At 53.7% G+C, this 22469-nt stretch carries 23 protein-coding genes and 1 pseudogene; 3 read left to right on the forward strand and 21 right to left on the reverse strand.

Annotated elements, in window-relative coordinates:
- Positions 1 to 144: 144 nt before the first annotated feature.
- The 3 genes and pseudogenes from GOW40_RS10620 to GOW40_RS22180 form a co-directional block, all read right to left on the reverse strand.
- Positions 145 to 1623: a hypothetical protein gene (locus GOW40_RS10620; protein ID WP_171130281.1), complete on the reverse strand. Its 1479-nt coding sequence runs from the start codon at positions 1621 to 1623 to the stop codon at positions 145 to 147.
- Positions 1624 to 2291: 668 nt separating this feature from the next.
- On the reverse strand, positions 2292 to 3497 hold the full coding sequence (locus GOW40_RS10625; protein ID WP_171130283.1) for an MFS transporter: 1206 nt from the start codon (positions 3495 to 3497) through the stop codon (positions 2292 to 2294).
- Positions 3498 to 3752: 255 nt separating this feature from the next.
- Positions 3753 to 4226 (reverse strand): annotated as a pseudogene (locus GOW40_RS22180) (DUF3291 domain-containing protein).
- 351 nt (positions 4227 to 4577) lie between these two features.
- Here GOW40_RS22180 and GOW40_RS10640 point away from each other — a divergent pair.
- Positions 4578 to 6560, forward strand: a complete 1983-nt coding sequence (locus GOW40_RS10640) for a S9 family peptidase (protein ID WP_171230957.1) — start codon at positions 4578 to 4580, stop codon at positions 6558 to 6560.
- A gap of 264 nt (positions 6561 to 6824) precedes the next feature.
- Here the strand turns inward: GOW40_RS10640 and GOW40_RS10645 are convergent, their stop codons facing one another.
- Positions 6825 to 8897, reverse strand: a complete 2073-nt coding sequence (locus GOW40_RS10645; protein WP_171136413.1) for an acyltransferase family protein — start codon at positions 8895 to 8897, stop codon at positions 6825 to 6827.
- Positions 8898 to 9611: 714 nt separating this feature from the next.
- Here GOW40_RS10645 and GOW40_RS10650 point away from each other — a divergent pair.
- Positions 9612 to 10366, forward strand: a protein-coding gene (locus tag GOW40_RS10650; protein ID WP_254444394.1) for an IS5 family transposase whose coding sequence is annotated in 2 segments (ribosomal slippage) — positions 9612 to 9930 and positions 9930 to 10366 — 756 coding nt in all. Because the reading frame shifts where the segments join, the coding sequence is not laid out codon by codon here.
- A gap of 319 nt (positions 10367 to 10685) precedes the next feature.
- Here GOW40_RS10650 and GOW40_RS10655 read toward each other — a convergent pair.
- The 12 genes from GOW40_RS10655 to GOW40_RS10710 all read right to left on the reverse strand — a co-directional run bounded on the left by GOW40_RS10655 (position 10686) and on the right by GOW40_RS10710 (position 19186).
- Complete coding sequence (locus tag GOW40_RS10655) at positions 10686 to 11078, reverse strand: adenylate/guanylate cyclase domain-containing protein (protein WP_171136412.1); 393 nt, start codon at positions 11076 to 11078, stop codon at positions 10686 to 10688.
- 107 nt (positions 11079 to 11185) lie between these two features.
- Positions 11186 to 11941 (reverse strand): ABC transporter ATP-binding protein, encoded by a 756-nt coding sequence (locus tag GOW40_RS10660; RefSeq protein ID WP_171130293.1) that lies wholly within the window; start codon positions 11939 to 11941, stop codon positions 11186 to 11188.
- A gap of 9 nt (positions 11942 to 11950) precedes the next feature.
- On the reverse strand, positions 11951 to 12706 hold the full coding sequence (locus GOW40_RS10665; RefSeq protein ID WP_171130295.1) for an ABC transporter ATP-binding protein: 756 nt from the start codon (positions 12704 to 12706) through the stop codon (positions 11951 to 11953).
- A gap of 10 nt (positions 12707 to 12716) precedes the next feature.
- Positions 12717 to 13922 (reverse strand): branched-chain amino acid ABC transporter permease, encoded by a 1206-nt coding sequence (locus GOW40_RS10670; protein WP_171130297.1) that lies wholly within the window; start codon positions 13920 to 13922, stop codon positions 12717 to 12719.
- A gap of 3 nt (positions 13923 to 13925) precedes the next feature.
- Positions 13926 to 14957 (reverse strand): branched-chain amino acid ABC transporter permease, encoded by a 1032-nt coding sequence (locus GOW40_RS10675; protein ID WP_171130299.1) that lies wholly within the window; start codon positions 14955 to 14957, stop codon positions 13926 to 13928.
- Positions 14958 to 15063: 106 nt separating this feature from the next.
- Positions 15064 to 16410 carry a substrate-binding protein gene (locus tag GOW40_RS10680; protein WP_171130301.1) on the reverse strand — a complete coding sequence of 449 codons (1347 nt, stop codon included), beginning with the start codon at positions 16408 to 16410 and terminating at the stop codon, positions 15064 to 15066.
- Positions 16411 to 16699: 289 nt separating this feature from the next.
- Complete coding sequence (locus tag GOW40_RS10685; RefSeq protein ID WP_171130303.1) at positions 16700 to 17014, reverse strand: hypothetical protein; 315 nt, start codon at positions 17012 to 17014, stop codon at positions 16700 to 16702.
- Complete coding sequence (locus tag GOW40_RS10690; protein WP_171136411.1) at positions 17011 to 17457, reverse strand: DUF5681 domain-containing protein; 447 nt, start codon at positions 17455 to 17457, stop codon at positions 17011 to 17013. Before GOW40_RS10690 ends, GOW40_RS10685 begins: the two co-directional genes overlap by 4 nt.
- Positions 17447 to 17806 carry a hypothetical protein gene (locus GOW40_RS10695; RefSeq protein WP_171130307.1) on the reverse strand — a complete coding sequence of 120 codons (360 nt, stop codon included), beginning with the start codon at positions 17804 to 17806 and terminating at the stop codon, positions 17447 to 17449. Before GOW40_RS10695 ends, GOW40_RS10690 begins: the two co-directional genes overlap by 11 nt.
- Entirely contained in the window at positions 17803 to 18096 is a 294-nt protein-coding gene (locus tag GOW40_RS10700) for a hypothetical protein (RefSeq protein WP_171230959.1), read from the reverse strand. The genes GOW40_RS10695 and GOW40_RS10700 overlap by 4 nt, the downstream gene beginning before the upstream one ends.
- 31 nt (positions 18097 to 18127) lie before the next feature.
- Positions 18128 to 18568 carry an Arm DNA-binding domain-containing protein gene (locus tag GOW40_RS10705; protein WP_371731836.1) on the reverse strand — a complete coding sequence of 147 codons (441 nt, stop codon included), beginning with the start codon at positions 18566 to 18568 and terminating at the stop codon, positions 18128 to 18130.
- Positions 18569 to 18652: 84 nt separating this feature from the next.
- Positions 18653 to 19186, reverse strand: coding sequence for an extensin family protein (locus tag GOW40_RS10710; RefSeq protein ID WP_171130312.1), 534 nt, complete (start codon positions 19184 to 19186; stop codon positions 18653 to 18655).
- A gap of 697 nt (positions 19187 to 19883) precedes the next feature.
- Here GOW40_RS10710 and GOW40_RS10715 point away from each other — a divergent pair.
- Entirely contained in the window at positions 19884 to 20135 is a 252-nt protein-coding gene (locus GOW40_RS10715) for a hypothetical protein (protein ID WP_171099979.1), read from the forward strand.
- A gap of 283 nt (positions 20136 to 20418) precedes the next feature.
- Here the strand turns inward: GOW40_RS10715 and GOW40_RS10720 are convergent, their stop codons facing one another.
- From GOW40_RS10720 to GOW40_RS10740, 5 genes are all read right to left on the reverse strand, one after another.
- On the reverse strand, positions 20419 to 20562 hold the full coding sequence (locus tag GOW40_RS10720; RefSeq protein WP_254444395.1) for a hypothetical protein: 144 nt from the start codon (positions 20560 to 20562) through the stop codon (positions 20419 to 20421).
- Positions 20563 to 20609: 47 nt separating this feature from the next.
- The gene (locus GOW40_RS22345) at positions 20610 to 20789 is read right to left on the reverse strand and encodes an NnrU family protein (RefSeq protein ID WP_171127982.1); all 180 of its coding nucleotides are present in this window, start codon (positions 20787 to 20789) and stop codon (positions 20610 to 20612) included.
- Positions 20786 to 21979, reverse strand: coding sequence for an NnrS family protein (locus GOW40_RS10730; RefSeq protein WP_171130316.1), 1194 nt, complete (start codon positions 21977 to 21979; stop codon positions 20786 to 20788). Before GOW40_RS10730 ends, GOW40_RS22345 begins: the two co-directional genes overlap by 4 nt.
- 70 nt (positions 21980 to 22049) lie before the next feature.
- A complete protein-coding gene (locus GOW40_RS10735) occupies positions 22050 to 22289 on the reverse strand; it encodes an NnrT protein (RefSeq protein WP_171130511.1) in 240 nt (79 codons plus the stop codon).
- On the reverse strand, positions 22286 to 22468 hold the full coding sequence (locus GOW40_RS10740; protein WP_171099983.1) for a protein NnrT: 183 nt from the start codon (positions 22466 to 22468) through the stop codon (positions 22286 to 22288). Before GOW40_RS10740 ends, GOW40_RS10735 begins: the two co-directional genes overlap by 4 nt.
- Between the last annotated feature and the right edge of the window lies 1 nt (position 22469).

The following is a 22469-nucleotide window of genomic DNA, read 5'->3' on the forward strand; positions in this document are numbered from 1 at the left end:
CCCAAGGGGCTTCCAACATCACCTGTGCCACCGGTCGCTTGCGTCGCTTGTGTCGCTTGGGTGGCCTGTGTTGCTTGCGTTGCCTGTGTTGCTTGCGTCGCCTGTGTGGCCTGCGTCGCTTGTGAAATTGGCATTACATCCTCCTCAGTATTCTGGAATTCCTGCTTCAAGCATCGCATCCGCGAAGAAGTCGGCAATTCCTGTACCTTTGGCGGGATGCGTCTTGCGGTATTGTGAGAGGGTCATGTCCGGAGCAAGCCGCAGCAATTCCAACGCAGCCTTCCGCGCCTCCTGAGACCGGCCTCCTAGGCTCAACCCCACCACCTTTGATCGGTGCGCCGAAAGATGTCCGGGGGAGAGTTGCAACGAGGCGTCAGCAAGGGTAACCGCCCGCTCATACTCTCCGCCTACGAGGTAGGCGCTGGCGTGAAGTGCATCGAAGAAATGTTTGCGCGGGTCCAAAGGCGACAGGAGCATACTGCGTTCTGCCATCGCGATGGCATCCTTTGACTCACCCTGAAACGTGTGCAAAACGCCTTTGAAAGTACAGGTTAACGCGCTGTTGCCATTGACCGCCATCGCCGACGCAAACCGATCTCTGGCGGATGAAAAATCAGCTTCGAGAACTGTTTTCACATTGCCGTCCATGGCAAGGCTCAGCGGACAGGAGGGATTGAGATCAAGCCCTCGGCTCAATCGATCGTTTGCGATGATCCTGTCCTGATTGGGATCATCGCTCCAGCCTTGATAAATGCGAAGAAGGTGCCATTGGGCTGACCAAGCGAGGGGCACCGAGTGATTTGGCGCTCGCACCATCAGTTCTGCCAGTCTGTCCTCTGCAGCAAAAAACTGTTTTTCGGAGATCCGATACATGAGCGAAATCGCAGACATTAAAAGGCGGTGGGCCGGCAAATCCGGGAGCGGTCGTGTAGCTGTGAAATCCGAGGCGTTGACCAGCAAGACTCGGACAATCTCGGCAGCGACTTCCGAAACAAGACCGCAATCCTGGTCGAAAACCGCTTCGACGGGAACAAGGAACCGCTCTGTCCAGATCTGTTCGCCAGTATCACTGTCGAGACAATCGACATGCAGCATAAGGCGCCCGCCAAGATTTCTGATTGATCCGGCCACAACGAAATCGGCATCAAGCTTACTTCGGATATCCGCCAAGTCCACCACTCGCGCGTCGATCTTGCGACTCGAAAGGTGCGAGATGAGGTTCATCAGCTGCGACTTCGAAAGCATGCGTGTAACTTCTTGGGCAAAGAAATCGCCCAAACCGTCCCATTGAGACGACTCGCCGTAAAGCACGAATGGAAGAACAGCTACGATCGGGCGAACTTCCACAACCGGAACGGGATCGTCGTGCTTCTCCTGGCCTGGAAAGACTGGCGCCTCCGAAAGCCGCTGGTCTCGCAACCAATCTTCAAAGCCTTCCTCGGAAATATCCAGTCCTTCGAGGAAATCGCCTTGCGAGGGGTCACCTTCAAGTTGAATGTTTTCTAGTTTCAGTCCGATCCTGTCCGCTTCAACGAAAAAGACATCATCGAACCGTTCGCCAAGCTTTTGTCGAATGGTTGTAAGCGCCTGCCTTAGACTGCTACGCCCGAGACGCTGGTCCACACGGCTCCAGAATTTGTCGACAATCCAGGCCCGCGTTCGGACCATGTTCGGGGAAGCCGCCAGAATGGCGATTATTGCCAGATGCTTCGCACCCAGACCAATAATTCGCCCTTCGTCGGACCAGGCCAGAGTAACCGGTCCATATAGTGTAATCTTAAGTTTCACTCCTTCACAGCCTCCCTGAGCTGAGCGTAGTCACCAATTCATTCGAAATAAACAAAAATCTCGATGTTTCGAGCGCTTGTGGTTGAGCCAAATGCAGGTCGCTGCAGGAGGTCGATATCAAAGAAGACGTGGCGGTGCATCGCCTAACGCAATTGGGTTCGCCATCAGTTACAGTCTTCTAACGGGGTGTACCCAGCGACGGCATGCGCCTCTAAGGCATCTATGGCGGGCTAGCTCATCCCAAAAAGACAACCAATGCGATGAAAGTTAGTAATCGTTCGCGGTAGAGCATCTTTTCTCCGTTGTCTCAATTAGTTCAAAGGCTGACTAGCTAAATTCCGTTGTAATAATTTCTGGAACTGGAAACAGATATTAGTACATGTCGCTGCACTGGTCGCTTTTGGGCTCGGTGCGGTCTTTCGCTACGATCTGTCTGAGGGACCGCTATGCGGACAAAGCTGCCATGACCCGCTGAAGCAAAATTGTTCTGAAATGATTGACCTTCAAACGGAGGCATACCCCCGCAATCGGATCACCAGCGGCATCATCAGCAGAACCAGTACGGCCGCGAAAAGGAACGGTGCACCCGGGAAGTAAAAACCTGTCGCATCAACGGAATTCTGAAACAATCCAGTCATCACCAAGGGAGATAATACTGCGGCAACGGATGACAGCGACGCAATAACGCCCTGCACGACACCCTGCCGATCTTCATTTACTTGGTTTGATGCCATCGCTGTAGTAAACGCTGGTACGAGGTCAGACAACGCCGCAAGAACAAGGAAGATGATCAGGGCCACAACCGAACCGGTGAAGCCAAAACCGATCATCCCAATCAGTGCCGAAATCATGCCCAACATCAGCGTGCGGAAATCTCCGATCCACCTGATAAAGATGGGCATTAACCCCCCCTGAACCAAAGCTAACAGCACGCCGTAGGCCGCAAGCGACAGTCCGATATAAAGTGTCGGCCAGTCGAATACTTCGCGCGTCCAGAACGCCCAAAGCGTTGGGTAGACCATATTGGCAAACTCAAAGATAAAAATGCAAAGCAGGGGCACCGCTAGGCCCGGTAGGCGGAAAGCATCTAAAATCGACTTGAATGGGTTGAGGTCGCGTTTTCCAAAAGCACGGCGTTTGTCCGACGCCAGGCTTTCTGGTAGCGCGAAGTAACCAAACAAGGCGTTGCTTGCCGATAGAACCGCCGCAATCCAAAACGGTGCCGCAATGCTGATTTCTGCAGCAATGCCACCCACAGCTGGTCCCAGTACAAAGCCGATCCCGAACGCTGCGCCAATAAGGCCAAAATTCGCCGCCTTTTCCTGAGGAGAAGATATGTCGGCGATATAAGCTGTCGCAGTGATATAGGTCGCCCCTGCAAGGCCAGCGAGGGTCCGCCCGAGAAGAAGAAGCCAAAAACTGTCCGCCATGGCCATGATCACATAATCCAGTGCCAGCATGACAAGTGCCGTGATCAATATTGGCCTGCGTCCAACGGCATCTGAAATGCTTCCGACAATGGGGCCACACAGGAACAACGCCCCTGCGTAGGCAGCCATCAGTAAACCACCCCAGAACGCTCCTTGCCCAGTATCACCCGCTCCGACCCGGTTCATCAAATCCGGCATAATCGGGAACACGATACCGATGCCGATAGCGTCGATTAGCAGTGTTAGTAAGATGAAGACAATAGCTCGGTTCTTGAACATACCGCCCTATCGAACGGGAACACCGGCAAAGCAAGCCAAAAGAGTTTTCTATGTGAGGTGTGGATCCCACCAAACAAAAAACATCACAAAGGAGTTCGCGGTTGCTTTGGGTTCGAAGCGGTCGTTCAGTGATTTCAGCCCGATGTCTGCTGTGCGGACAAACCTGCCGTTCGTCACTTCATCGATGCGGACCAAATAAATCTGTCGTGGGAAAGCTTGGCCTTTCCAAAGCTTGAAGGCACCGATGGGTCTCGATTACGATCTAGCTGGGCCGGCTGCAAGCGTGAGATGCGAAAAGGCGAAGACGGCGTCTGACGGCCCCTCGGCGGCCATTTGGTCGACCTTGCTCCAGGCTTCGGTGATGTCGGGTCTGTGACCCGGCGCGACCCACCACAGAGCGTAACCGCGCGGGGAATCCTGATCGAACCACTCGGCGCGCCGATTTTAGAAGGCGCCGTGCGAGCCACGGTACACCAAGGCCTTAAGCGCCTCGGGCGGTTCCCAAACGGAAAAGGACGCGATGATGCGATCATCATCGAAGAGCGGCCAGCCTGCCGCCTCCGCTGGTGGTCGCTCGTCGCCGAAACGCCAGACAAAGCCGGGACTGTCCTCGGCTCTCGCGTTGACGCGCGGAACGGCCTCGGCAAAGGTAGTGATTTGCGGGTCGTCCACAGAGGCACGTAACATGCCCCAGCTGAAATGAGCGAGGTGGCGGATCGGTGTTGTCATTCCCGAGCCTATGCACGCGAGCCACGGACTCTACAATTGATCTTCGAGGCATTTGGAACACGGGCGTCGATGAGCTCATTCCGGACCTTGGTGCTGTTACAGCAAGTTCCTTGCCCCGCAGTTAGTTGATCGCGTAGAACGGTCCTGTCCGGACATTTGGCCTTCTGTCTTTATGTTGCGCCCGCAGTCGGAATAACTGCCATTCGCGGCACCAGCGAAACAAGACCAAGATTGAATTTATTGTCTGCCGTACGAAGTGTCCTTTTCATTCATCAACGACCGTGGCGCTTGCTAGACTGAACCGCGAAACAATGGCATGATTTTCCGCGTTGAAGGCAGGTGGATTTGATCATGAAACGTTTTTTCAAATGGCTTTTGGCTCTCGTCGTTCTCCTTGGTACTGTCGGTGGTGGCACAATCGCGTGGCTTAGTCGCGATACAGCGCCGACCCACGCTTCGCTTAAGTCGGCCGATCTGCCTCCCATCATTCCGATTCGCGATTTCTTCGCCAATACAGGCGCTGAATGGGAACACCGGGTCTCTATTATAGGAACCTACGTCGCCCGAAGGGCGGTACGGCTAACGAAAGAGGTGGTGATCCTAAGTGACGCGGCTCTAAAAAACGAGTTCGCTGTCATCGAGAATGTGGATTATTACTTTTGGTCGAACGTTGTGGAAGAACTGCACGTCAGCATCGACGATCGTTTGTGGCGTGTGAACCCCTCGAATGCCGATAGAGAAAACTGGATGGACGTGACCCCTCGCGGCTTTCAGAGCTGGTTCATTGTGAACCAACCAGAAACATCCGAAGACCCGTGGATTGTCTCGTCGAGAGATCGCAATCCTGCTTTTGCGGATCTCTACAAAACGCGCTTGGATGGCGGCGGGAAAGAGCTGTTTATCGAAAACGAAGGACAGACGTTAGGTTGGGCCATTGGTCAGGACCACAAGCCTGTAATGCGGTTTGATCGCGCCGAGAAGAATAAGACCAAGGTTCTCGTATTTGACGATCCCGCGACCGAAGTCTGGCGCGAGTTATTCACCCTTGATGCATTTGAAACGTTCTGGGTGCATGAGGTTACCGTAGATCGCCTGTTTGCCTTCGCCAATTCGTCGCGCGGTCGGGACAAATCCGCTGTGGTGAAAGTCGACTTGCAGACCGGTGCAGAAGAGGTGTTGGCAGCAGACGAGCGGACCGATATCTTCCGCGTCGTGAACCTGTCCAATCACGATGGTCAGCTGGACTTGGCGTTGCCTCACAGAAAGGGCATGCCCCCTATTCCACTTTCGGAACGAGGAAAGACCCTGCGCCGCATTCTTGATTTATTTGGCAACGAAGTGATGATTGACGGCATCGTAAATTCGGGCGGCAGCCCGCACCTTTTGGCCTTCTTGTCGCCGGAAGCTAAGAACTATCAGAACATTCTTATCGATCTTGAAGCGGAACAAACCTCAGATTTGGGCGACTATATTTTCCGGCGCGATCACCTCGACAAGATTGCGCCAACAGAAGAAGTGTTCATTCCAGCTCGCGACGGTTTGGAGATCCCAGCATTGTTGGTTCGGCCATTGGGCGTCGACGACCCAGTACCAATGGTGCTTGAAGTGCATGGCGGTCCGGCTAGCCATGTCGAGTGGGAGTACAACAATTTTCGACAGTTCCTTGTGAATCGCGGATATGCCGTGCTTTCAGTAAATTTCCGCGGTTCAACGGGTTATGGCCGTGCATTTCAATCCGCCGCATTTGGACAGTTCGGTCGCGCGATGCAAACGGACCTCTACGATGCCGTCGCATGGGCGGTTGAAAATGGCATTGCCGACCCCGAAGCGGTTGCGATTAATGGTAGTTCCTATGGCGGCTACGCTTCGGCTATGGCAGCAACCGATCCTGACGGCCCATTTGCCGCGGCCATCATCGAACACGCAGTCTTGGACGTTGAATACCAGATGCGAAATAATCCCTTCGCTTGGGGCCTGAACACGTCCTACCTTGAGCGTTACTTCGGTAGCTTGAATAACCCTGACGATGTTGAAGACATGCGTGCTTTTTCACCGTCTAACCGCATCGATGGCTTACAAATTCCGGTGATGATCGTCGCAGGCAAACGAGACCGGATCGTCGGATTTGAACAATCTGAAGAATTTCTGCGCAAAGCCCGCGAAGCAGGTTTGGAACCGGAAGAGTTGATTTTCGAAGACGAGGGCCATGGGATTGACCGCTGGCAAAATTCAATCCGTCATGCCCGTCGTGTTGAAGAGTTTCTGACAGAACATCTTGGTGGTCGTTCCGGCGGATTTGACTATATCGAGATTGCGGTCGAAGTGTTGGACTAAGGCATCGGCTCATTCCAGACCTTGGATATGCGGTCGGAATGCTGTCGTCACACCCGATTTACAGTCATTCGCTGATGGGGCAGCGTCTTGACCAGACCGAACTCAAAGTTCGCGTGACAAAGCCACCAATCGGCAACTTCAGTCGCTACACTCAGTTTGTGTGACACCAATCACGCTGTATGAGTTCATAGGCGAGGACTGTCCAAGCATATACGTCGCAGGAATTGAAAACCCGGAAAAACAACCGACAGCGACCAAATCTGCCTACATATCCACTATTGCTTCAATTTGATTGCGCAATAGGGATCCGAGTTTTCGGGAAAACGTCTCAGAGAAGTGTCCAGTGTCTGCTTTAACTAAGAAACCTCCTATCTGCTGAGGGCAGATCAAATCAGAACTGCAGACCCAAAACGTTAAGTCTAGGAACGGTAAACCCGCATCAGCTGCCACAACCGCCTTCTTTTTTGCCAGCCGATGCTCGAAAAGGGTAGCTTTCGACGTCACACAGTCCGCCGGACCAGTAGGCCCCGTCACAAGGCAGTTTGCCCTGGGTGGGGATTCCACAATAACGATGGGCCATTTACCTCGACTGAGGACCCGATAAGACTTCTGAACCCCGGTGACTACTTCGTCGAAGGCGGCATCACCAGTCGCGCTGGAATTCAACCGGTCAAGCGCACTTATCGTCGAATCCGATGCGATAACTAGATCCGGACTAATCTGTTCAAGGATCGTGGGAATAGAACTTCTATGTCGCGCACAAGCTGAGTATTCATAGCTATCACTCCATTTGTGAACTGCCACGTCTGCTATCGGGCACTGGCCTACGGTTACGACGTGAATATCCCAATCCTCACCAAACGCCTGACGTACGCCGGGCAACAAGTGAATGGCCCAAGAATCGCCTAGGAGTACTAGTTTTCGCGATGCGTCGGGTGTTCCGTATCGACAAAACTGCTCTCCACTCCGACTGATGCTAAGGCATTTGTCTACCATCCACTCTTTAGGGAGGGCTTCTTTTCCGGGAGGCTGATTTCCCTCCGGCCAGCTTTTAGACTCGAGCGTGGTCCTCAACTCAGCTTTGATATCTGCTACAGACAAATATGAAAAACCCCCATCAAAACGTAATTCGTGATCCCTTTGAACGATCTGGTGCCCTACAGCGCTCGCGACTGTGAGCACGACCATCCCGGAGACCGCAAACCCGAAAACCGTCCGGATGCTGCCGGATTTCGGTGTTTTGTAGCGGATCGGATCTTCAACATACTTTTTCGTCAGCCATGCCAAAAGTAACGTAGCGATTACAAGCAGGATGCCATCCCATCCTGTATGATCGCGGCCAAACACCAATGGGAAAGCGATTATTAGTGGCCAGTGCCATAAATACCCTGAATAAGACAAATCACCGAGCAGCCTAACAACTCGTACCTCGCTCAACCGAGACCAAGAATAGACCTCATCCTGTCTACCAGCCCAAATCACAATTGCAGTACCAATCGTCGGCAGAAGAGCCGCAACGCCAGGAAAAGCGGTGGTGTCTGAGAATGTCACTGCCGCGACGACGATCCCAGCAACACCAATCCACGCTACGCCAGCAAACAGCCACTCTGCCCGAAAAACATTTCGGGGCGATCTAGGTAAAGCATGTAGGAGAGCACCAAGCGCAAACTCCCACGCCCGGGTTGCGGTTGAGAAGTATGCTATACCGGGCGATGTCGACGTCACATAGGCCGAATAGAAGAGCGAAATGAAGAATAAGGAAAGCACAAGGGTCAGGAATACTCTTTTTGTTGAGGACCCAGCACGCCCGTCACCGTGCTCTCGAGTATTCCGGCTGGATTTCACTAAGGCAAAAACCAGAGCCAGAGGCCATATTATATAAAACTGTTCTTCGACGGAGAGGGACCAGAAATGTTGGACCATAGTTGGGTCGTATTCGACCGCGAAGTAGCTAGCGGATTCCCAGGCAAGCAACCAATTCTGAACATAAAGCCCGCTTGCAGCAGCTTCTGTCAAAGTCTGTTTCCACAGTCCCTTTGGCAGAATAAGAAAGGTTAGGGCAACACAGGTAAAAAGCACGAGTAACGCTGCGGGTAGAAGACGCCTAATGCGGCGAACCCAGAACGTACGCAGATCGATCCTGGCAGTCTCTTGATACTCTCTAAGTAACAGTCCAGTAATCAGGAACCCCGAAATTACAAAAAAAACATCGACGCCAACATAGCCTCCGGGGATTGCGGAAGGCCAAACGTGAAACCCGACGACAAATAGCATTGCAATTGCTCGAAGTCCCTGAATTTCGGGTCGAAAACCGTTCGCGCTAGCCGATACACGCATTAGTCAATCCTTCGAGAGAGGTTGATTGAACTGCAAGCCTACCGAAAGGCGCTGTAGTGTTTGCTTTGACTGTGTCGTGTCGCTTATCACATGAGTCAAAGCCACCTCAACCACTGTCACATTGAGATGTTTTCGGGTGTAGAGGCGAACCAATCGCACTGTTCGTTTTTTGTTCGAAACAAACGTTCGACAGACTTGGTTGAATCGCCGATGCAATATTCCATCGGGAACCCTCAAGTGGTGTCTGAAACCTCGCAAGGCCGAAATGAGGATAGTTTAGCGCGCGAGAGGCCCCACTCAGAGAGCGACTGAAGCCGAGAAGACTAAGCTGGCTCGGCGTCACTCGCCACCGACGAGCCAGAAAAGTGAGTGCCTTACTAGTGGATTGCATGGGACCGGAAAGGTAAAACACTAGATCACAACGGCAAACTGCTTTTCGCAAGAGTAATCGGATTACTAGACTGCAAATTATGAACGTCAGCGCCTGATAAGCTTTTGAGCAGTCTGACCACCGATAATTTTGGGCCCCCATGCAAATTCAGCTATTGGCGCAAACCGGCTGCGAAAGCTAACGCAATAAAGGCCAGCTTTGGGCTCGGAGCCGTCATCTGAGGCTTTTTGTCGGATGACCGGTTCGCTGTTCTGAGCGGACATTGTATGAGCCGGTTCCATCGGTGACGCCATCATGATTCAAGGGCGATAGGAGGATTGTCCATGTCGCACTTGTTCTGGCTCGACCTACAGCACCTGAAACGCATCCAGCACCTGTTCCCCAAACCGCGCGGGGTAGCGCGTTCCGACGACCGCAAGGTTCTCAGTGGTATCATTCATGTCATCCGCAATGGGCTGCGATGGCGGGATGCACCGGCTGAGTATGGGCCGCACAAGACACTATACAATCGGTTTGTCAGGTGGTCCCGCCTTGGTGTATTCGCTCGTATCTTCCGGGAACTGGCGCAACCGGGACCGGACGGCAAAACCATCATGATCGACAGCACCCACCTGAAAGCGCACCGAACAGCGGCAAGCCTTTCAAAAGGGGGGCTCGAACACGAGCCATCGGTCGAACCAAAGGTGGTTTGAACAGCAAGCTGCACACGGTCTGCGACGGGCGCGGGCGACCTCTGACGTTCTTTCTCTCAGCTGGACAAATGAGCGATGCCAAAGGTGCGCTGGCCTTGCTCGGCAGCTTGCCACCCGCCAAGATTCTGTTGGGGGACAAAGGGTATGACGCAGACTGGTTCCGAGAGGCACTGGCCGAACGCGGCATCGCTGCGTGCATTCCAGCGCGTCGAGGACGAAGGGACCCTGCCAGCCATGACCCTTGCATGTATCGCAAACGGCACCGCGTTGAGAACCTGTTCGCACGGTTGAAAGACTGGCGTCGTATCGCGACCCGCTATGATCGATGCGGTGAGCTGTTCCTGTCGGCAATCTGCATCGCTGCTACCGTCATCTTCTGGTTATGAGTCCTGACCCTAGGCTGGTTCGATACGCTCAAATTCAAATTAGCTGCTTGAGAGAACATCTTTGTTTGCGACTACGCCTACTCAAATCGAGGACCGTTTTACACATTGCAATCGCGCATTCTATCCCGGCTAAACTGGACGCTGGTTCTCTGCGCATCATCCATCAATCTGGACGGAAAGCAGACCTTCTCTGCATCCGCGATGTTACAGTGTCGATCTCGAAAAAAGCAGGCATTCAAGAAGTCTCATGCACATTCGATCTACCAGCCTTTGATCCAATGTCAGTGACGAGTAGAAAGCAAAGTTTGCGAAATCTGACCTACGGCTCGACCGGCTGGCTGCCCGACTCCAACGACGCTGCATTGCCGCTATTTATTCCTGAAAACGGCACCTCGATGACATCAATATTTGTCCGTCCATTGTCGTGCAGGTATTCGGTTAAAACCAGCCAATCACGTTCTGGGTCGATAAGGCATGCCGCTTCCAGCGTCATGCAGATCCCCGGGAAACCATCGGCATCCGGTGTTAGGGATTTATTGTAACTTTCCAAGCGGGCGGCGACGTTAATGGTGTCTCCTATTACGTTGTACTTCATCGAGCCGCGGGCTCCCAGCGTTCCTCCGAAGGCGTCGCCACTGTTTAACGCGATGCGTAGCCTGTAGTCTGGCTGATCCGGGAACGCTGCGTTCAACGCCACTGCGGCGCTGCGCATTAGTTTGTCGTTTCATGTTGTTCAGCAGACTTACAGCCGAAGCAAACCACCGCTGTGGACAAGCATTAAACCCTCTCTACTAGTCTGATCAGCGCGGAATATCCGAGCTAGATCGCCAGATATTCCTCACGAAGCTTGGTGTCTTCAAGCACCTCTTTCGCTGTACCATCAAAAACAATGGTTCCGGTATCCAGTATGATCGCACGGTCCGCCAACTCTAAGGCACGTACGGCATTCTGTTCGACAATTATCGTTGTCATACCTTGTTGCTTAACGTGAGAAAGGGTTTTTTCGATCTCATCGACAATGACGGGGGCCAATCCCTCATATGGTTCATCCAAGAGCAAGACCTTGATGTCCCTCGCCAGGGCTCTGGCGATTGACAACATTTGTTGTTCGCCTCCTGACAGTGTAATTCCCTCTTGTTTTCTTCGCTCTCCCAAACGCGGAAACAACTCGTAAAGCCGTTCTAGTGACCATCCGATTGGGGGTGCAATCTGAGCAAGCTGCAGGTTTTCTTCGACTGTCAGGCCTGGAATTATTCGCCTGTCTTCTGGTACCAGACCAAGACCAGCTGCCGCCGCCTCGTAGCTAGTCATTTTGTGTAGTGGCTTATGGTCCAGCCAGATTTCGCCATGTCTTACTTCAGGCTCTCCAACTCTCGCGATCGAACGAAGTGTTGAGGTTTTTCCCGCACCATTACGCCCAAGAAGCGCAAGAATTTCGCCTTCGTGCACGTTGAAACTGATGCCTTGAACAATATAGCTTTCGCCGTAGTACGAGTGCATATCCCAAACGGAGAGAAACGCAGGTGCAGTGCTGGCCATATTGGCATTTTTCGAAAAATCAGGTTTCTCGTTCATAGGTTTTCCTTACGCAGCCTCGCCTAGATAGGCCTCGCGAACCTTAGGGTTTCCGCGGATGTTTTCAGGAGTATCTTCAACCAGGGGTGTTCCCTGCGCCAGAACGGTGATGCGTTCGGCAAGGCTGAATACGACGTGCATATCATGCTCGATGATTGCGATGGTGATGTCGCGCTCATCCTTAATCTGTTTCAGTAAGTCGATTGTGTTGTTTGTATCCGCCCTCGCCATACCCGCGGTAGGTTCGTCTAACAGCAGTAGCCGCGGATTCTGACTTAGGCACATGCCAATCTCGAGTCGGCGCTTATCGCCACGTGAAAGCGAGGCTGCATGCATTTCGCGCTTGTCAGCCATGTTCATCTCTTCCAGCATCGCTTCAGCCTGTTCAACAATCGCTTTTTCGTTGGCGATGGTCTCATACGCATGCATCCGGAAAACTCCATCCCTCATTGCAAAAATAGGGATCAACATGTTCTCAATCACCGTCAGTTCACCAAAAATCTCTGGTGTCTGGAAAACACGGCTAATGCCCATCTGATTAATCTGAAAAGGTTCGAGTCCCAAAACCGAGGCGTTGTCGAATAATACGGCTCCTGTGTCCGGCATAAGCTTGCCCACCAGACAATTCAGCAGGGTCGACTTACCAGCACCATTGGGCCCAATGATCGCATGAACCGAGTTTTCTTCTACATCTAGGTTTACGTTCGTCAGCGCCTTGAGGCCGCCGAAACGCTTGCTCACGTCTTTGACTTTTAGAATTGCCATGGCTCGCCCCTTATTCCGCCGGTTCTGTTTTGCCAGACGTTGCATCATCGGTTTTTGGTTTCTTGCGTTTGATCCGGTTGAGCAAACGCTGGCCACCTTCGACCAGCCCCCCCGGCAGGTAGATAACGACAAGCATGAAAAGTATGCCAAGCGTTAGATGCCAACCTTTTCCAATGAACGGATGGATCACGAAAACAACCGCGTCCTCCAACCCATCAGGCAGGAAAGCAAACCAACTGTGCAACACACTGTCGTTGATCTTAGAGAAGATATTCTCGAAGTATTTGATGAAGCCTGCGCCCAGAACTGGGCCTATCAATGTTCCGGTACCGCCAAGGATAGTCATCAGAACGACCTCGCCTGACGCGGTCCACTGCATACGCTCTGCGCCTGCCAATGGGTCCATTGCAGCCATAAGACCACCAGCCAGACCGGCATACATACCAGAGATAACAAACGCCGCCAGTGTGTAAGGCTTTGAATTCAGGCCGGTGTAGTTCATTCGCTGCTGGTTAGATTTGACAGCCCGTAGCATCATGCCGAAAGGCGAGCGGAAGATGCGGATAGACAAGTAGAACACTACCATCATGACTATCGCACAAAAATAATATCCCGCGTTAAAATCAAAGCTCCAAGCTCCAACATCCATCGTATAAGTAGCGCGCATCGGCAGCCCGAATAGATGTGGCAGATCCGGTGAGTTGGCACCCTGCAGGATTTGCGGATCGTCTGCGTAAACCTGCAGTCCGGTTTCCCCGTTGGTTAGGTTGAACTTAGGGTTCGACAAGACAGAGTAGGCCAGTGCAAAACTCATCTGCGCAAAGGCCAGGGTCAGGATCGAAAAGTAGATCCCGGACCGGCGCAGACTGACATACCCAATCAGCAGCGAGAATACCCCAGCGACCACAACGCTGAGTGCGATAGCCGGAATAATGTTGTAACTCAGCAATTTAAACATCCAAACGGCTGAATATGATCCGACACCCAAAAAGGCTGCGTGACCGAAGGACAGGTACCCGGTTAGGCCGAACAGGATGTTAAACCCGATGGCAAAGATGCCAAAGATCACGAACCGTTGCATCAAATCCGGATAACCCGCGTTGAACTGCGCCATGGCGCTGCCTTCTGGGAACGGGTTCAGGATGAACGGGGCCAACAGAGTGAGAAGGCCGACGATGATCAGCAGGCTCGTGTCTTTTTTATTCAGTCCAAACATCGATTATTCCTCCATCACGCCTTTGCGTCCCATCAACCCGCGGGGGCGTGTCAGAAGCACAATGATGGCAACAAGGTAGATGATGATTTGGTTGATCCCTGGGATGGTCGTGGTGGCCCAGGTCGTTGAGGCAAAGCTCTCCAGAATACCGAGCAGAAAACCAGCCAGCACGGCTCCAGGTAGCGAGCCCATGCCGCCAACAACAACAACGACGAAACTAAGGACCAGAAAGTCCATCCCCATGTGATAATTTGGCGGGTTTAGCGGCCCATACATTACACCGGCCAATCCGGCCACTGCGGCGGCAATGCCGAACATGATCGTAAAGCGCCGGTCGATATTGATACCCAGCAAACCTACGGTCTCGCGGTCCGCCATTCCTGCGCGCACTACCATGCCAAATGTGGTAAATTGCAAGAATGAGAAGACAGCACCTATAATGGCGACAGCAAATCCGAAGTAAACCAGACGCCAAATTGGGTAGATTATGGCATTGGGATCAAACCCAATCATTGTGCCAAGGTCAATCGATCCGCTCAACGCGTCAGGCGCCGGAGTTTGGATTGGATTGGCGCCGAAGAAATATTTCACGATTTCCTGTAACACGATCGCAAGACCAAAGGTTACAAGGATCTGGTCAGCGTGAGGGCGCTTGTAAAAGTGCTTAATCAAGCCCCTTTCCATCACATAGCCCACTGCTAACATGATCGGGATCGCAAACAAGATAGCCAGCGGAACAGACCAATCGATGATCGTCGCCCCAGTCTCTGGGCCGAACCAAGCTTCGACGTAAGGTGTTTCAACCTTCAGTGGGTTGCCCAGAAAGTCGGTTTGGCTCTCGTCGATGGTCTCAAAGCTTAGGTTCATGAGCTTTTGCAGGGTAACGGCACAAAATGCACCGATCATGAACAGTGCCCCGTGGGCAAAGTTCACAACACCCAACGTCCCAAAAATAAGCGTCAGTCCCAGCGCAATCAACGCATAAGCCGACCCTTTGTCCAGACCGTTCAAAATTTGCAATAGGATGGCGTCCATTGGCCCCACCTCAGGGTTGGTCAGAGTGAATTTGGTTGTGTAACGGGATCAAACCAGTTGCCTATGTCTGGCCGCCGTTTCAGCGGCCAGACATAGGCAAAAGGACTCATGCGCCTGGATTACACTCACCCAGCGAACCACCTTTGAACATCGGATGCTCAGGGTCGTATTCGACCTGAGCACGTGGCGTGATCTCGACGATTTCCAGAGTGTCATAAGCATTTGTCGGATTCTCGTTGCCACGAACAACCAACACGTCTTTGAAGCACTGATGGTCTGCGCCACGATACCAAGTCGGACCGTTGCCCAAACCGTCGAACTCGAAGTCTTCCAGAGCTTCAACAACTCCGCACGGATTGAATGTACCAGCACGCTCACAGGCATCCGCATAAAGCAGGACTTGTGCATAGCAAGTCTGTGCTGAGTTGGACGGCGGCTTGCCGTACTTTTCACCAAAGGACTTCACAAAGGCCTTTGTGCCCTCATCCTGAAGCTGCCAGTTCCAGTTCATCGAACCCAGCACGCCTTTGATGTTCTCGCCAGCACCAGCTGCCATCAGTTCGGAGTACAACGGTACGACGATCTTGAAGTCCTTGCCATTAGCGACTTTATCGAGCAGGCCGAACTGGATCGCGTTAGTCAGCGAGTTAACCATGTTGCCGCCGTAATGGTTCAAAACCAACACATCTGCGCCCGAGTTCAGAACCGGCGTGATGTAGGAGGAGAAGTCCGTCGACGCAAGTGGTGTTTTTACAGTATTGACCGTCTCCCATCCCAAAGCTTCGGTCGAGGCAACAATCGACTCTTCCTGGGTCCAACCCCAGTTGTAGTCCGCAGTCAGATGATAAGCCCGGCGTTCGTTGCCCATTTCAGCCGCAAGCACGGGTGCGAGTGCAGCGCCGGACATATACGCGTTAAAGAAATGACGGAACCCGTTTGCTTTCTTGTCCTTACCGGTCGTATCGTTGGCGTGGGTTAGACCCGCCATGAATATAACGCCTGCTTCTTGACACAGGCCCTGCACCGCAACGGCCACACCCGATGACGAACCGCCGTTGATCATGATCGCGCCGTCTTTTTCGATCATCGACTTTGCAGATGCACGTGCGGCGTCTGATTTGGTCTGTGTGTCGCCGGTGACGAATTCAACCTTTTTGCCAAGGATACCGTTGCCCTTAAGCACCTTCGAAGTGAAAGTGTTCAGGCAACCACCATCTCCTTCACCGTTGAGATGTTCGACCGCAAGTTGTTGCGCCAGAAGCTCGTCGTTACCCTCTTCTGCATACGGCCCTGTCTGGGGAACATTGAAACCCAGCGTTACGGAACCGCCGGTTGGTTCGTTGGTGTAAGCAGCAGCCGACGAAGCCGTGAAGATCGTAGGCAAGAAAAGACCAGCACCTGTAACGGCACCAGACTTCAATACGCCGCGGCGTGTGATAGATTTATTGGTCATTAATTCCTCCCATTTCCCTATCTTACGTCTACTGGCTCCTCTTCCAGCAGACGAAAGTGCACAGGCGTGCAAACCAACAATGGAAGGCTGTTAGAAAATTACGCAACAAATTACTGGATTTACAACATAATCTTGTAAAGCTATTTACCGATTGCGACAAATACTGTAAAAAAATTACACTTGAGGATAAAAAATGTCTTTGTTTTAATCAGTTAAATGAAAAGTCTGTTCGTCACGCTTCTGCTGTGAATCGTCGTGCATGCTTTGCCCTCTATTAGCTCCTTGGTTTTCATAGCCAATCGATACCAAACATCAGCGTTATATCCGCGCCTGCCCGTCGCCCAACCTCACGCCCCGTTGCCTCCATGCGAGCCTGAAAGTCAAAATAATCTTCATCCTTTTCTCGCTTCATAGGGACGCGTTCATCTGACACCGAGCTACCAATGTTTGCGCTGTCCAGGATTTCACTGAAGTTCTTCGGCGGGCCTTTTTCAGTGGGTATCTGTTTCCCCTCTGCGTCGAAGTATTCACCTTTAATGACCGCGACAACAATTTGCTTCCCTGCCTTCTGTTCCAAGCTTTTTACTCTGCGTTTTACATTCATTTCTTCGCCTCCAATGCCGTGATCCGGCGTTCAAGTTCGGTTGTTTCCAGTACCCGCCTGTACTGCTCAACGAGCCCCATGACGGTCGCACCCTCCAGTGGTGTAATCTCACCATCTGAGACGGCCTGCAGCACCGCCTGTGCGGCCTCAGAGGCGTCCTCTGCAGATTTGATGGATGGCAGGTCAAAACTGACCGGTGCATCCTTTCTGGCAGGGGCTATCCGCTCAAGACAGAGACGCAGTGCGGTGGTGTCACCCTCCAGCGCTCTGTTGATTGCGCTTTCGGTCAGGGCCTCAAGTTGGCCGTGCAGCATTTTTTCAACCGCCTGCGTGGCCTTGTTGCGCGACCCTTTCGGCTTGCCTGGGTTGCCCGCAGCAAAAGTGCCGTCCGGGTTTCTGTCATCCGTATTTTCACCGCTGTTACGGTTCTCATCACTGCTCATTTGCTTTCTCCCATTTCTGAGTTTTGCCATTCCAATGCTTGCCTCTGGGGCCGTACCGTTCCCAGTCGGTCATGTTCCGCCATTCGTCCAGATTCACGACTTTGCCGGTCCACGTGACGGGCCTGCCACCGACGCCGGCCTTGTTGGGCACCGGCCCTTGATTTGGGGGCTGTTGTGGGGGATGTGGCGCTCTGTCTTTTTCTTCGCTCTCTACCCGGCACCCATTAGAAACCAGCAAAAAGCCCTGATCCCTTTTCTTTCCACCCCTTTTTAATGGTTCTTGCTGGGTGCCGGTATGGTGGTCGGGGTATTCCCGGGCCTTGCGGACTATGTCTAACCACCTGCTCATTTACCAACCTCCAGCTTTGGATTAACGGCGTAATCAACACTCGGGCTGCCACCAGTCGCGGCGCGGATTTCGCGCAACCAATCAGCTTCAATCAGAACTGATAGAGCGGCCTTTACTTGCTGAGATTTAGTCAGACCGGAGCGGCGGCGATTATAGATATCGCGCGCCTTTAAGGTTTTAAGGCCCTCTGAGCGGATCAAACTTGCAATCGACTGAGCACCTTCGACTTCGGGAGGAATCTTGGCAGCGCCATAGGCACGATAGGCATGGTGGCGAAGATATTCCCCCACAAAGTGACAGGCGCGGCCCACATGGGTTTCGTCAATCTCTGAGGGATAGGGTGGCGTTGCGCCATGACTTCTTGTTGGCCTCGTGCGCTTCCCTTGCGGCTTTCTCGAAAGTCGGGATTTCTTCGGCGCGTCTTTTCTCAGCCGTTGGGTCGCCCCCTGCCCTAGCGGTACGCCTGTTATCTAGCGCCGCCTCGCGCGCACTGGATAGAGAAACAAGGGATACTGATCCTATTGCAATCTCGCGCCGCTTACCCCGGATCATCAGACGTTGAATCCAGCGCCGTGCACCGCTTGCGTCAACTTTGAGGTACAAGCCGTTACCATCAGCATAAAGCGCAGGCCCCTTGGCTGACCGAACAAACGGAGCCTTCAATGCGTTCTGGGGATGCTGACCCTTTCGCTTGCCTACCATTATACCCAACATTCTTTTTGTCATTGTACGTCCACGCATGGCAACGCACAACACAAACATGCCTGTATTTAAAAAGAGAATTTCAACAGGTGGCAACGCAAGTCAATCAGGGATGGCAGCCCTACGGGCTACCATTTCCGCACCCTATCGACAGTAAGATCCATTTCTGCGGCGCGTTGTGTCGAAATGAAAATGACCGGCATGAAACCGGTCGGCATCAGGGCCAAGCACCGTGCCGAACACACCGCAGGCGCCTGCGTGCAGCTCTTTCATCACGTCCTTGGTGTCCTCATCCGCCCATCCGTCCTGAACCGTAATGATAGTGCCATCCATCAAGATGAAGGATGAGATATCGATGGCCCGACCCTGCGCATGGGCTGAAAGCCGCGCGCGTGGCTGGTTGTTCTGTGTCTTGCACGCATAGTGACCAGCCAGCCGCAGCCCCTTCAGGCCACCGCCTTGATCTGCAAAGGCCGGTTTGGCGGTGTTCTCAAGCCATGCCTTGAGCGTGATCGCGGTCGGGCAATCCAATGTCGCAAACTGGCTGAGTAGTATCCCAGATACCGCGCGGATACGCACAGGTTCAACGATGCCGCAGCCTGGGTATCTGCCTTTAAACGGCTTTCGGGTTTCGCCAATTATGGTCCAATCTCCGCAGATCGCACCACGATCATTCATCCTTTCGATTTCGACCTCAAATTTACGAAATCTGCACGGACGTAGCCGTGGCCTTGGAGAGGTTGTGAGCTCTTTCCTTGGGGCAACCACTTCTTCTTCTGGGATTTCCCCAAGATCTGCTGGCAATTCAAAGGGAGTGCGTGCCTGGCTCAAGACGTCTTCTTCACATCCTGGGGTTGCGTTTGCCGTGTTGGCGCAGAGAACAAACAAAAGAACCAATAAACGCGTCAACCATTCTCTCCGTTCTCGGACAAAGCGGGCACCTCGCCCTCAGGCTATTCAAATCACAAATCTATCGCGGATCCATGCGCCACCGGATTGATCAAAGCCTTCCCCTGCGTCCACCGCCCCCCGAACATACCACGGCTCGGCACGCTGCCGAGTATTTTCCCCCACCGGTGCGACAATTGTTTATCCCCTCGCAACAAAGGGCGCGTTTTTTCTCACTATCGGTTTTTCCATACACAAACGAAAACACCAAGAAGCTCACCGATTGTTACTTTTTTAGACATTTCCCTGCACCGGCAATCTGACAAAACGAGTGCCGCCAAGTAACACCCGGAACGGACCAGCCAGGGACTCATTCTGCTTGGAAAAGTGCCAGTATTCACGTCGGTTGATCGCGGTGAGTGCCCTGCTGCGCGGCAACGAAACGGGTCATTGATGCTAGTCGCGGCGAAAAGGATTCCGGCAGTAAATGCGTAGCGGATTCTGGCAAAATCAGATCGGCGCGCGACAGCAACGAAATGACGGTACGATTGACAAGGTTCTGACCTTCGAGCCGGACCGCGTTGCGCTACACGGCTATGCGCATATGCCTTGGGTCTCAAGGCGGCAGAAGTTGATCGACGAGGACGCTCTGCCAGATGATATGACGCGGTATACGCTAACGGCGCTGGCGGCGGAGAAGTTCACCGGGGCAGAGATGACGCCAATCAGATCGCCCTAATGCACGCGCGATTGAGCGTCTGATGTGCACCTTCGCTCTGGATCTGGAGGATATGAGGCCTGAATTCGGACGCCGTGCAGCGGCCCTGATACCCCAGCTTTCTGAAATTGAAGGCCGCTTCGCTTGTTTCGTCAAAAAGAATGGATCATGCATCGCGATTTTTGCCCGAGCGTCAGCCTCTCACCCGCATCATTGCTTCAGTATTTGATCAACATGTCTCAAAGGGCCTGCGTTACTCATGAGCGCCCCGAGCGACCGGACAAAGCGAAGATCGCTGCGAAGTTCACAGCGCCGACACACCGATGACAATGGGGTGCAGGACGATCAGGGCAGCAAACAGGACGACGCCGAGTACAAGTCGGGCCATGTCGCCAAACCAAGACGCCGGTCCTCCGAGAACCGGAGTCTCTGCAACGATTTCGTTCAATCGATGCCACTGATCCGATCTCATCTCACGTTTTTTGCGGCGGTTGATCAGCGCTCGGCCGACCAAATAAGCAATGCCAGCATTGCAAACGACAAGATCGAGTGGCCGACGGCAAACCCGAGCGGACCGACCTGGGCAACGATGCGCGACTTTATCGCGGGCCGCACCGGGATCGAGTGCGTTGACAAAGACAAGGCAATGATGCCGATGAAGCCTGCCCCGGTCACGTGCTTTGTACGACCTTTGGCCGCAGCAGCATCGGACCATAGACAAGAACAAACCCCCCGAAGGCCAGCAGCCAGAACATGCCGGAAAGGGTGCTCAGGCCCTGGTGGAGAGGGGTCAGCAACCGCATCAGAGCTGCTAAAAAGACGCACAGAAATATTGCAACCGTGGCCTTGCCCGCCGTCAATGCGCGGCCTGTATGGCCCAGTGTGGCTCGGGTCATGACCGCGAGTGTCATCGCCCCGATGGCACCTGCCATCCACAGATGCTGTGCCCCCGCGGTGCCCGGATTGCCCAAGATCTGATCCAGGCCAAGCGCCAAGGCGCCCAGGGGAATGAACGCATAGGACGCATGCAGGACAAACAACAAAGGCTCGCTCAGCGTGTGGTGCCCTTGCCACCGGGCCAGCCGCATCAGATGCAAAATGCCCAACACCAGCAGGCAGAGCCCGGTGCTTGCCGTAAAGGGCCGAAGCGTCCAGATCGCCAAGATCGGCAGGCTCAGCAACAAGGTGGCCTTGTCGAAGCGCTGCATCGGCGGTGTAGGACGTGCCCTATGCTGTTCGCGCACCAGCCAGTTGCGGGTAAAGGACGGGATAATCCGCCCACCGATAACGGCGATCATCATCACAGCTGTCGCCAGGCCCAACCGCAATCCATAGCCCTGCGCCGCATATTCACCGACAAGCACCTCAAAGTGAAACAGCGCATTGGCCAGCGTAAAGACGGCTAGCAGGCTCAGCACGATCAGATTGCGCCAATTCTTGCCTGCAATGATCTCTCGCAGGATCAGACCGCCGAGCGCGACGGGAAACAAGAGGTCGATTACGGGAGCGATCAGGGGCGGCAATACCCGGGAGAACAGGATGGCCCCGCGCCCGGCGCACCATAGCGCAAAGAGTCCCGCCAAGGGCCAGCCAACGATCGGCAACCGTCCGGTCCAGTTGGGCACGGCTGTCAGCAGGAACCCGGCGAGCACCGCGCCAAGATAGCCGAACAGAAACTCATGGGCGTGCCAGGATCCACGGTCAAAGCGGGTCGGCAAGTCGAGCATTCCCGCCAGAATAGCCAGCCAAAGACTCATGGCGACAATGACCCAGACCGCTCCAAAGAGGAAAAAGGGCCGAAACCCGAAACTGAACAGAGCGGGCCCCTGCCAACGGCGCATTTGTTCTGCAGATGTCTGAGCCATCATAGAGCTCCCGCTTGCGGTCTGTTGTGCATTGAAACTCTGCCGTCCGCGGCGCGGGTCCGTTGCAGTCTCATACCTCTGCCTTTTCATCCGCGACATCCATCAGATGGCGGATGTGCCGCGCAAAGTACCATGTCGCAGGCACACCGACGATTGCGCCAATGAGGACCGTCAAGCTGGTGGGTAGCACGGGTCCGCCTACCCAACTGAAGATCAGTGAGGCAAAGAACACATTGACCGCCGTCGCGCCCGCACCGAACGGGTATAGCGCGACCGCGATTTTGGTTGTGGACCAGCCCGCCCGTGTCATCTGCGCGACACCAACCATTGTACCGCCACCATGCTCAGCACAAGCGTGATGCAGGCCATGGCGTACCAGAATTCCGCCGTAGCGGATTGCGCCTGTGGGATCGGCCGGTCGAAGCCGTCCGCGAAGAGGCGCGAGCCTGCGAGGACAAAGACGCCGGTGAGGGGAAGAAAGAAGCGCATA

Origin of the sequence: Ruegeria sp. HKCCA6707, assembly GCF_013033515.1 — a bacterium.
In the GTDB taxonomy this organism is placed as follows: domain Bacteria; phylum Pseudomonadota; class Alphaproteobacteria; order Rhodobacterales; family Rhodobacteraceae; genus Ruegeria.

Bases quoted from the DNA above. Each gene is read 5' to 3' on its own strand.
- GOW40_RS10710 (WP_171130312.1), bottom strand. From the start codon at position 19,186: ATGAATGATCGTGGTGCGATCTGCGGAGATTGGACCATAATTGGCGAA.
- GOW40_RS10690 (WP_171136411.1), bottom strand. From the start codon at position 17,457: ATGAGCAGTGATGAGAACCGTAACAGCGGTGAAAATACGGATGACAGA.
- GOW40_RS10655 (WP_171136412.1), bottom strand. From the start codon at position 11,078: ATGCGCAGCGCCGCAGTGGCGTTGAACGCAGCGTTCCCGGATCAGCCA.
- GOW40_RS10645 (WP_171136413.1), bottom strand. From the start codon at position 8,897: ATGCGTGTATCGGCTAGCGCGAACGGTTTTCGACCCGAAATTCAGGGA.
- GOW40_RS10705 (WP_371731836.1), bottom strand. From the start codon at position 18,568: ATGTTTGTGTTGTGCGTTGCCATGCGTGGACGTACAATGACAAAAAGA.
- GOW40_RS10730 (WP_171130316.1), bottom strand. From the start codon at position 21,979: ATGGCTCAGACATCTGCAGAACAAATGCGCCGTTGGCAGGGGCCCGCT.
- GOW40_RS10735 (WP_171130511.1), bottom strand. From the start codon at position 22,289: ATGACACGGGCGGGCTGGTCCACAACCAAAATCGCGGTCGCGCTATAC.
- GOW40_RS10695 (WP_171130307.1), bottom strand. From the start codon at position 17,806: ATGAGCAGGTGGTTAGACATAGTCCGCAAGGCCCGGGAATACCCCGAC.
- GOW40_RS10640 (WP_171230957.1), top strand. From the start codon at position 4,578: ATGAAACGTTTTTTCAAATGGCTTTTGGCTCTCGTCGTTCTCCTTGGT.
- GOW40_RS10665 (WP_171130295.1), bottom strand. From the start codon at position 12,706: ATGGCAATTCTAAAAGTCAAAGACGTGAGCAAGCGTTTCGGCGGCCTC.
- GOW40_RS10625 (WP_171130283.1), bottom strand. From the start codon at position 3,497: ATGTTCAAGAACCGAGCTATTGTCTTCATCTTACTAACACTGCTAATC.
- GOW40_RS10680 (WP_171130301.1), bottom strand. From the start codon at position 16,410: ATGACCAATAAATCTATCACACGCCGCGGCGTATTGAAGTCTGGTGCC.
- GOW40_RS10670 (WP_171130297.1), bottom strand. From the start codon at position 13,922: ATGTTTGGACTGAATAAAAAAGACACGAGCCTGCTGATCATCGTCGGC.
- GOW40_RS10715 (WP_171099979.1), top strand. From the start codon at position 19,884: ATGCGTAGCGGATTCTGGCAAAATCAGATCGGCGCGCGACAGCAACGA.
- GOW40_RS10675 (WP_171130299.1), bottom strand. From the start codon at position 14,957: ATGGACGCCATCCTATTGCAAATTTTGAACGGTCTGGACAAAGGGTCG.
- GOW40_RS10685 (WP_171130303.1), bottom strand. From the start codon at position 17,014: ATGAATGTAAAACGCAGAGTAAAAAGCTTGGAACAGAAGGCAGGGAAG.
- GOW40_RS10660 (WP_171130293.1), bottom strand. From the start codon at position 11,941: ATGAACGAGAAACCTGATTTTTCGAAAAATGCCAATATGGCCAGCACT.
- GOW40_RS10740 (WP_171099983.1), bottom strand. From the start codon at position 22,468: ATGCGCTTCTTTCTTCCCCTCACCGGCGTCTTTGTCCTCGCAGGCTCG.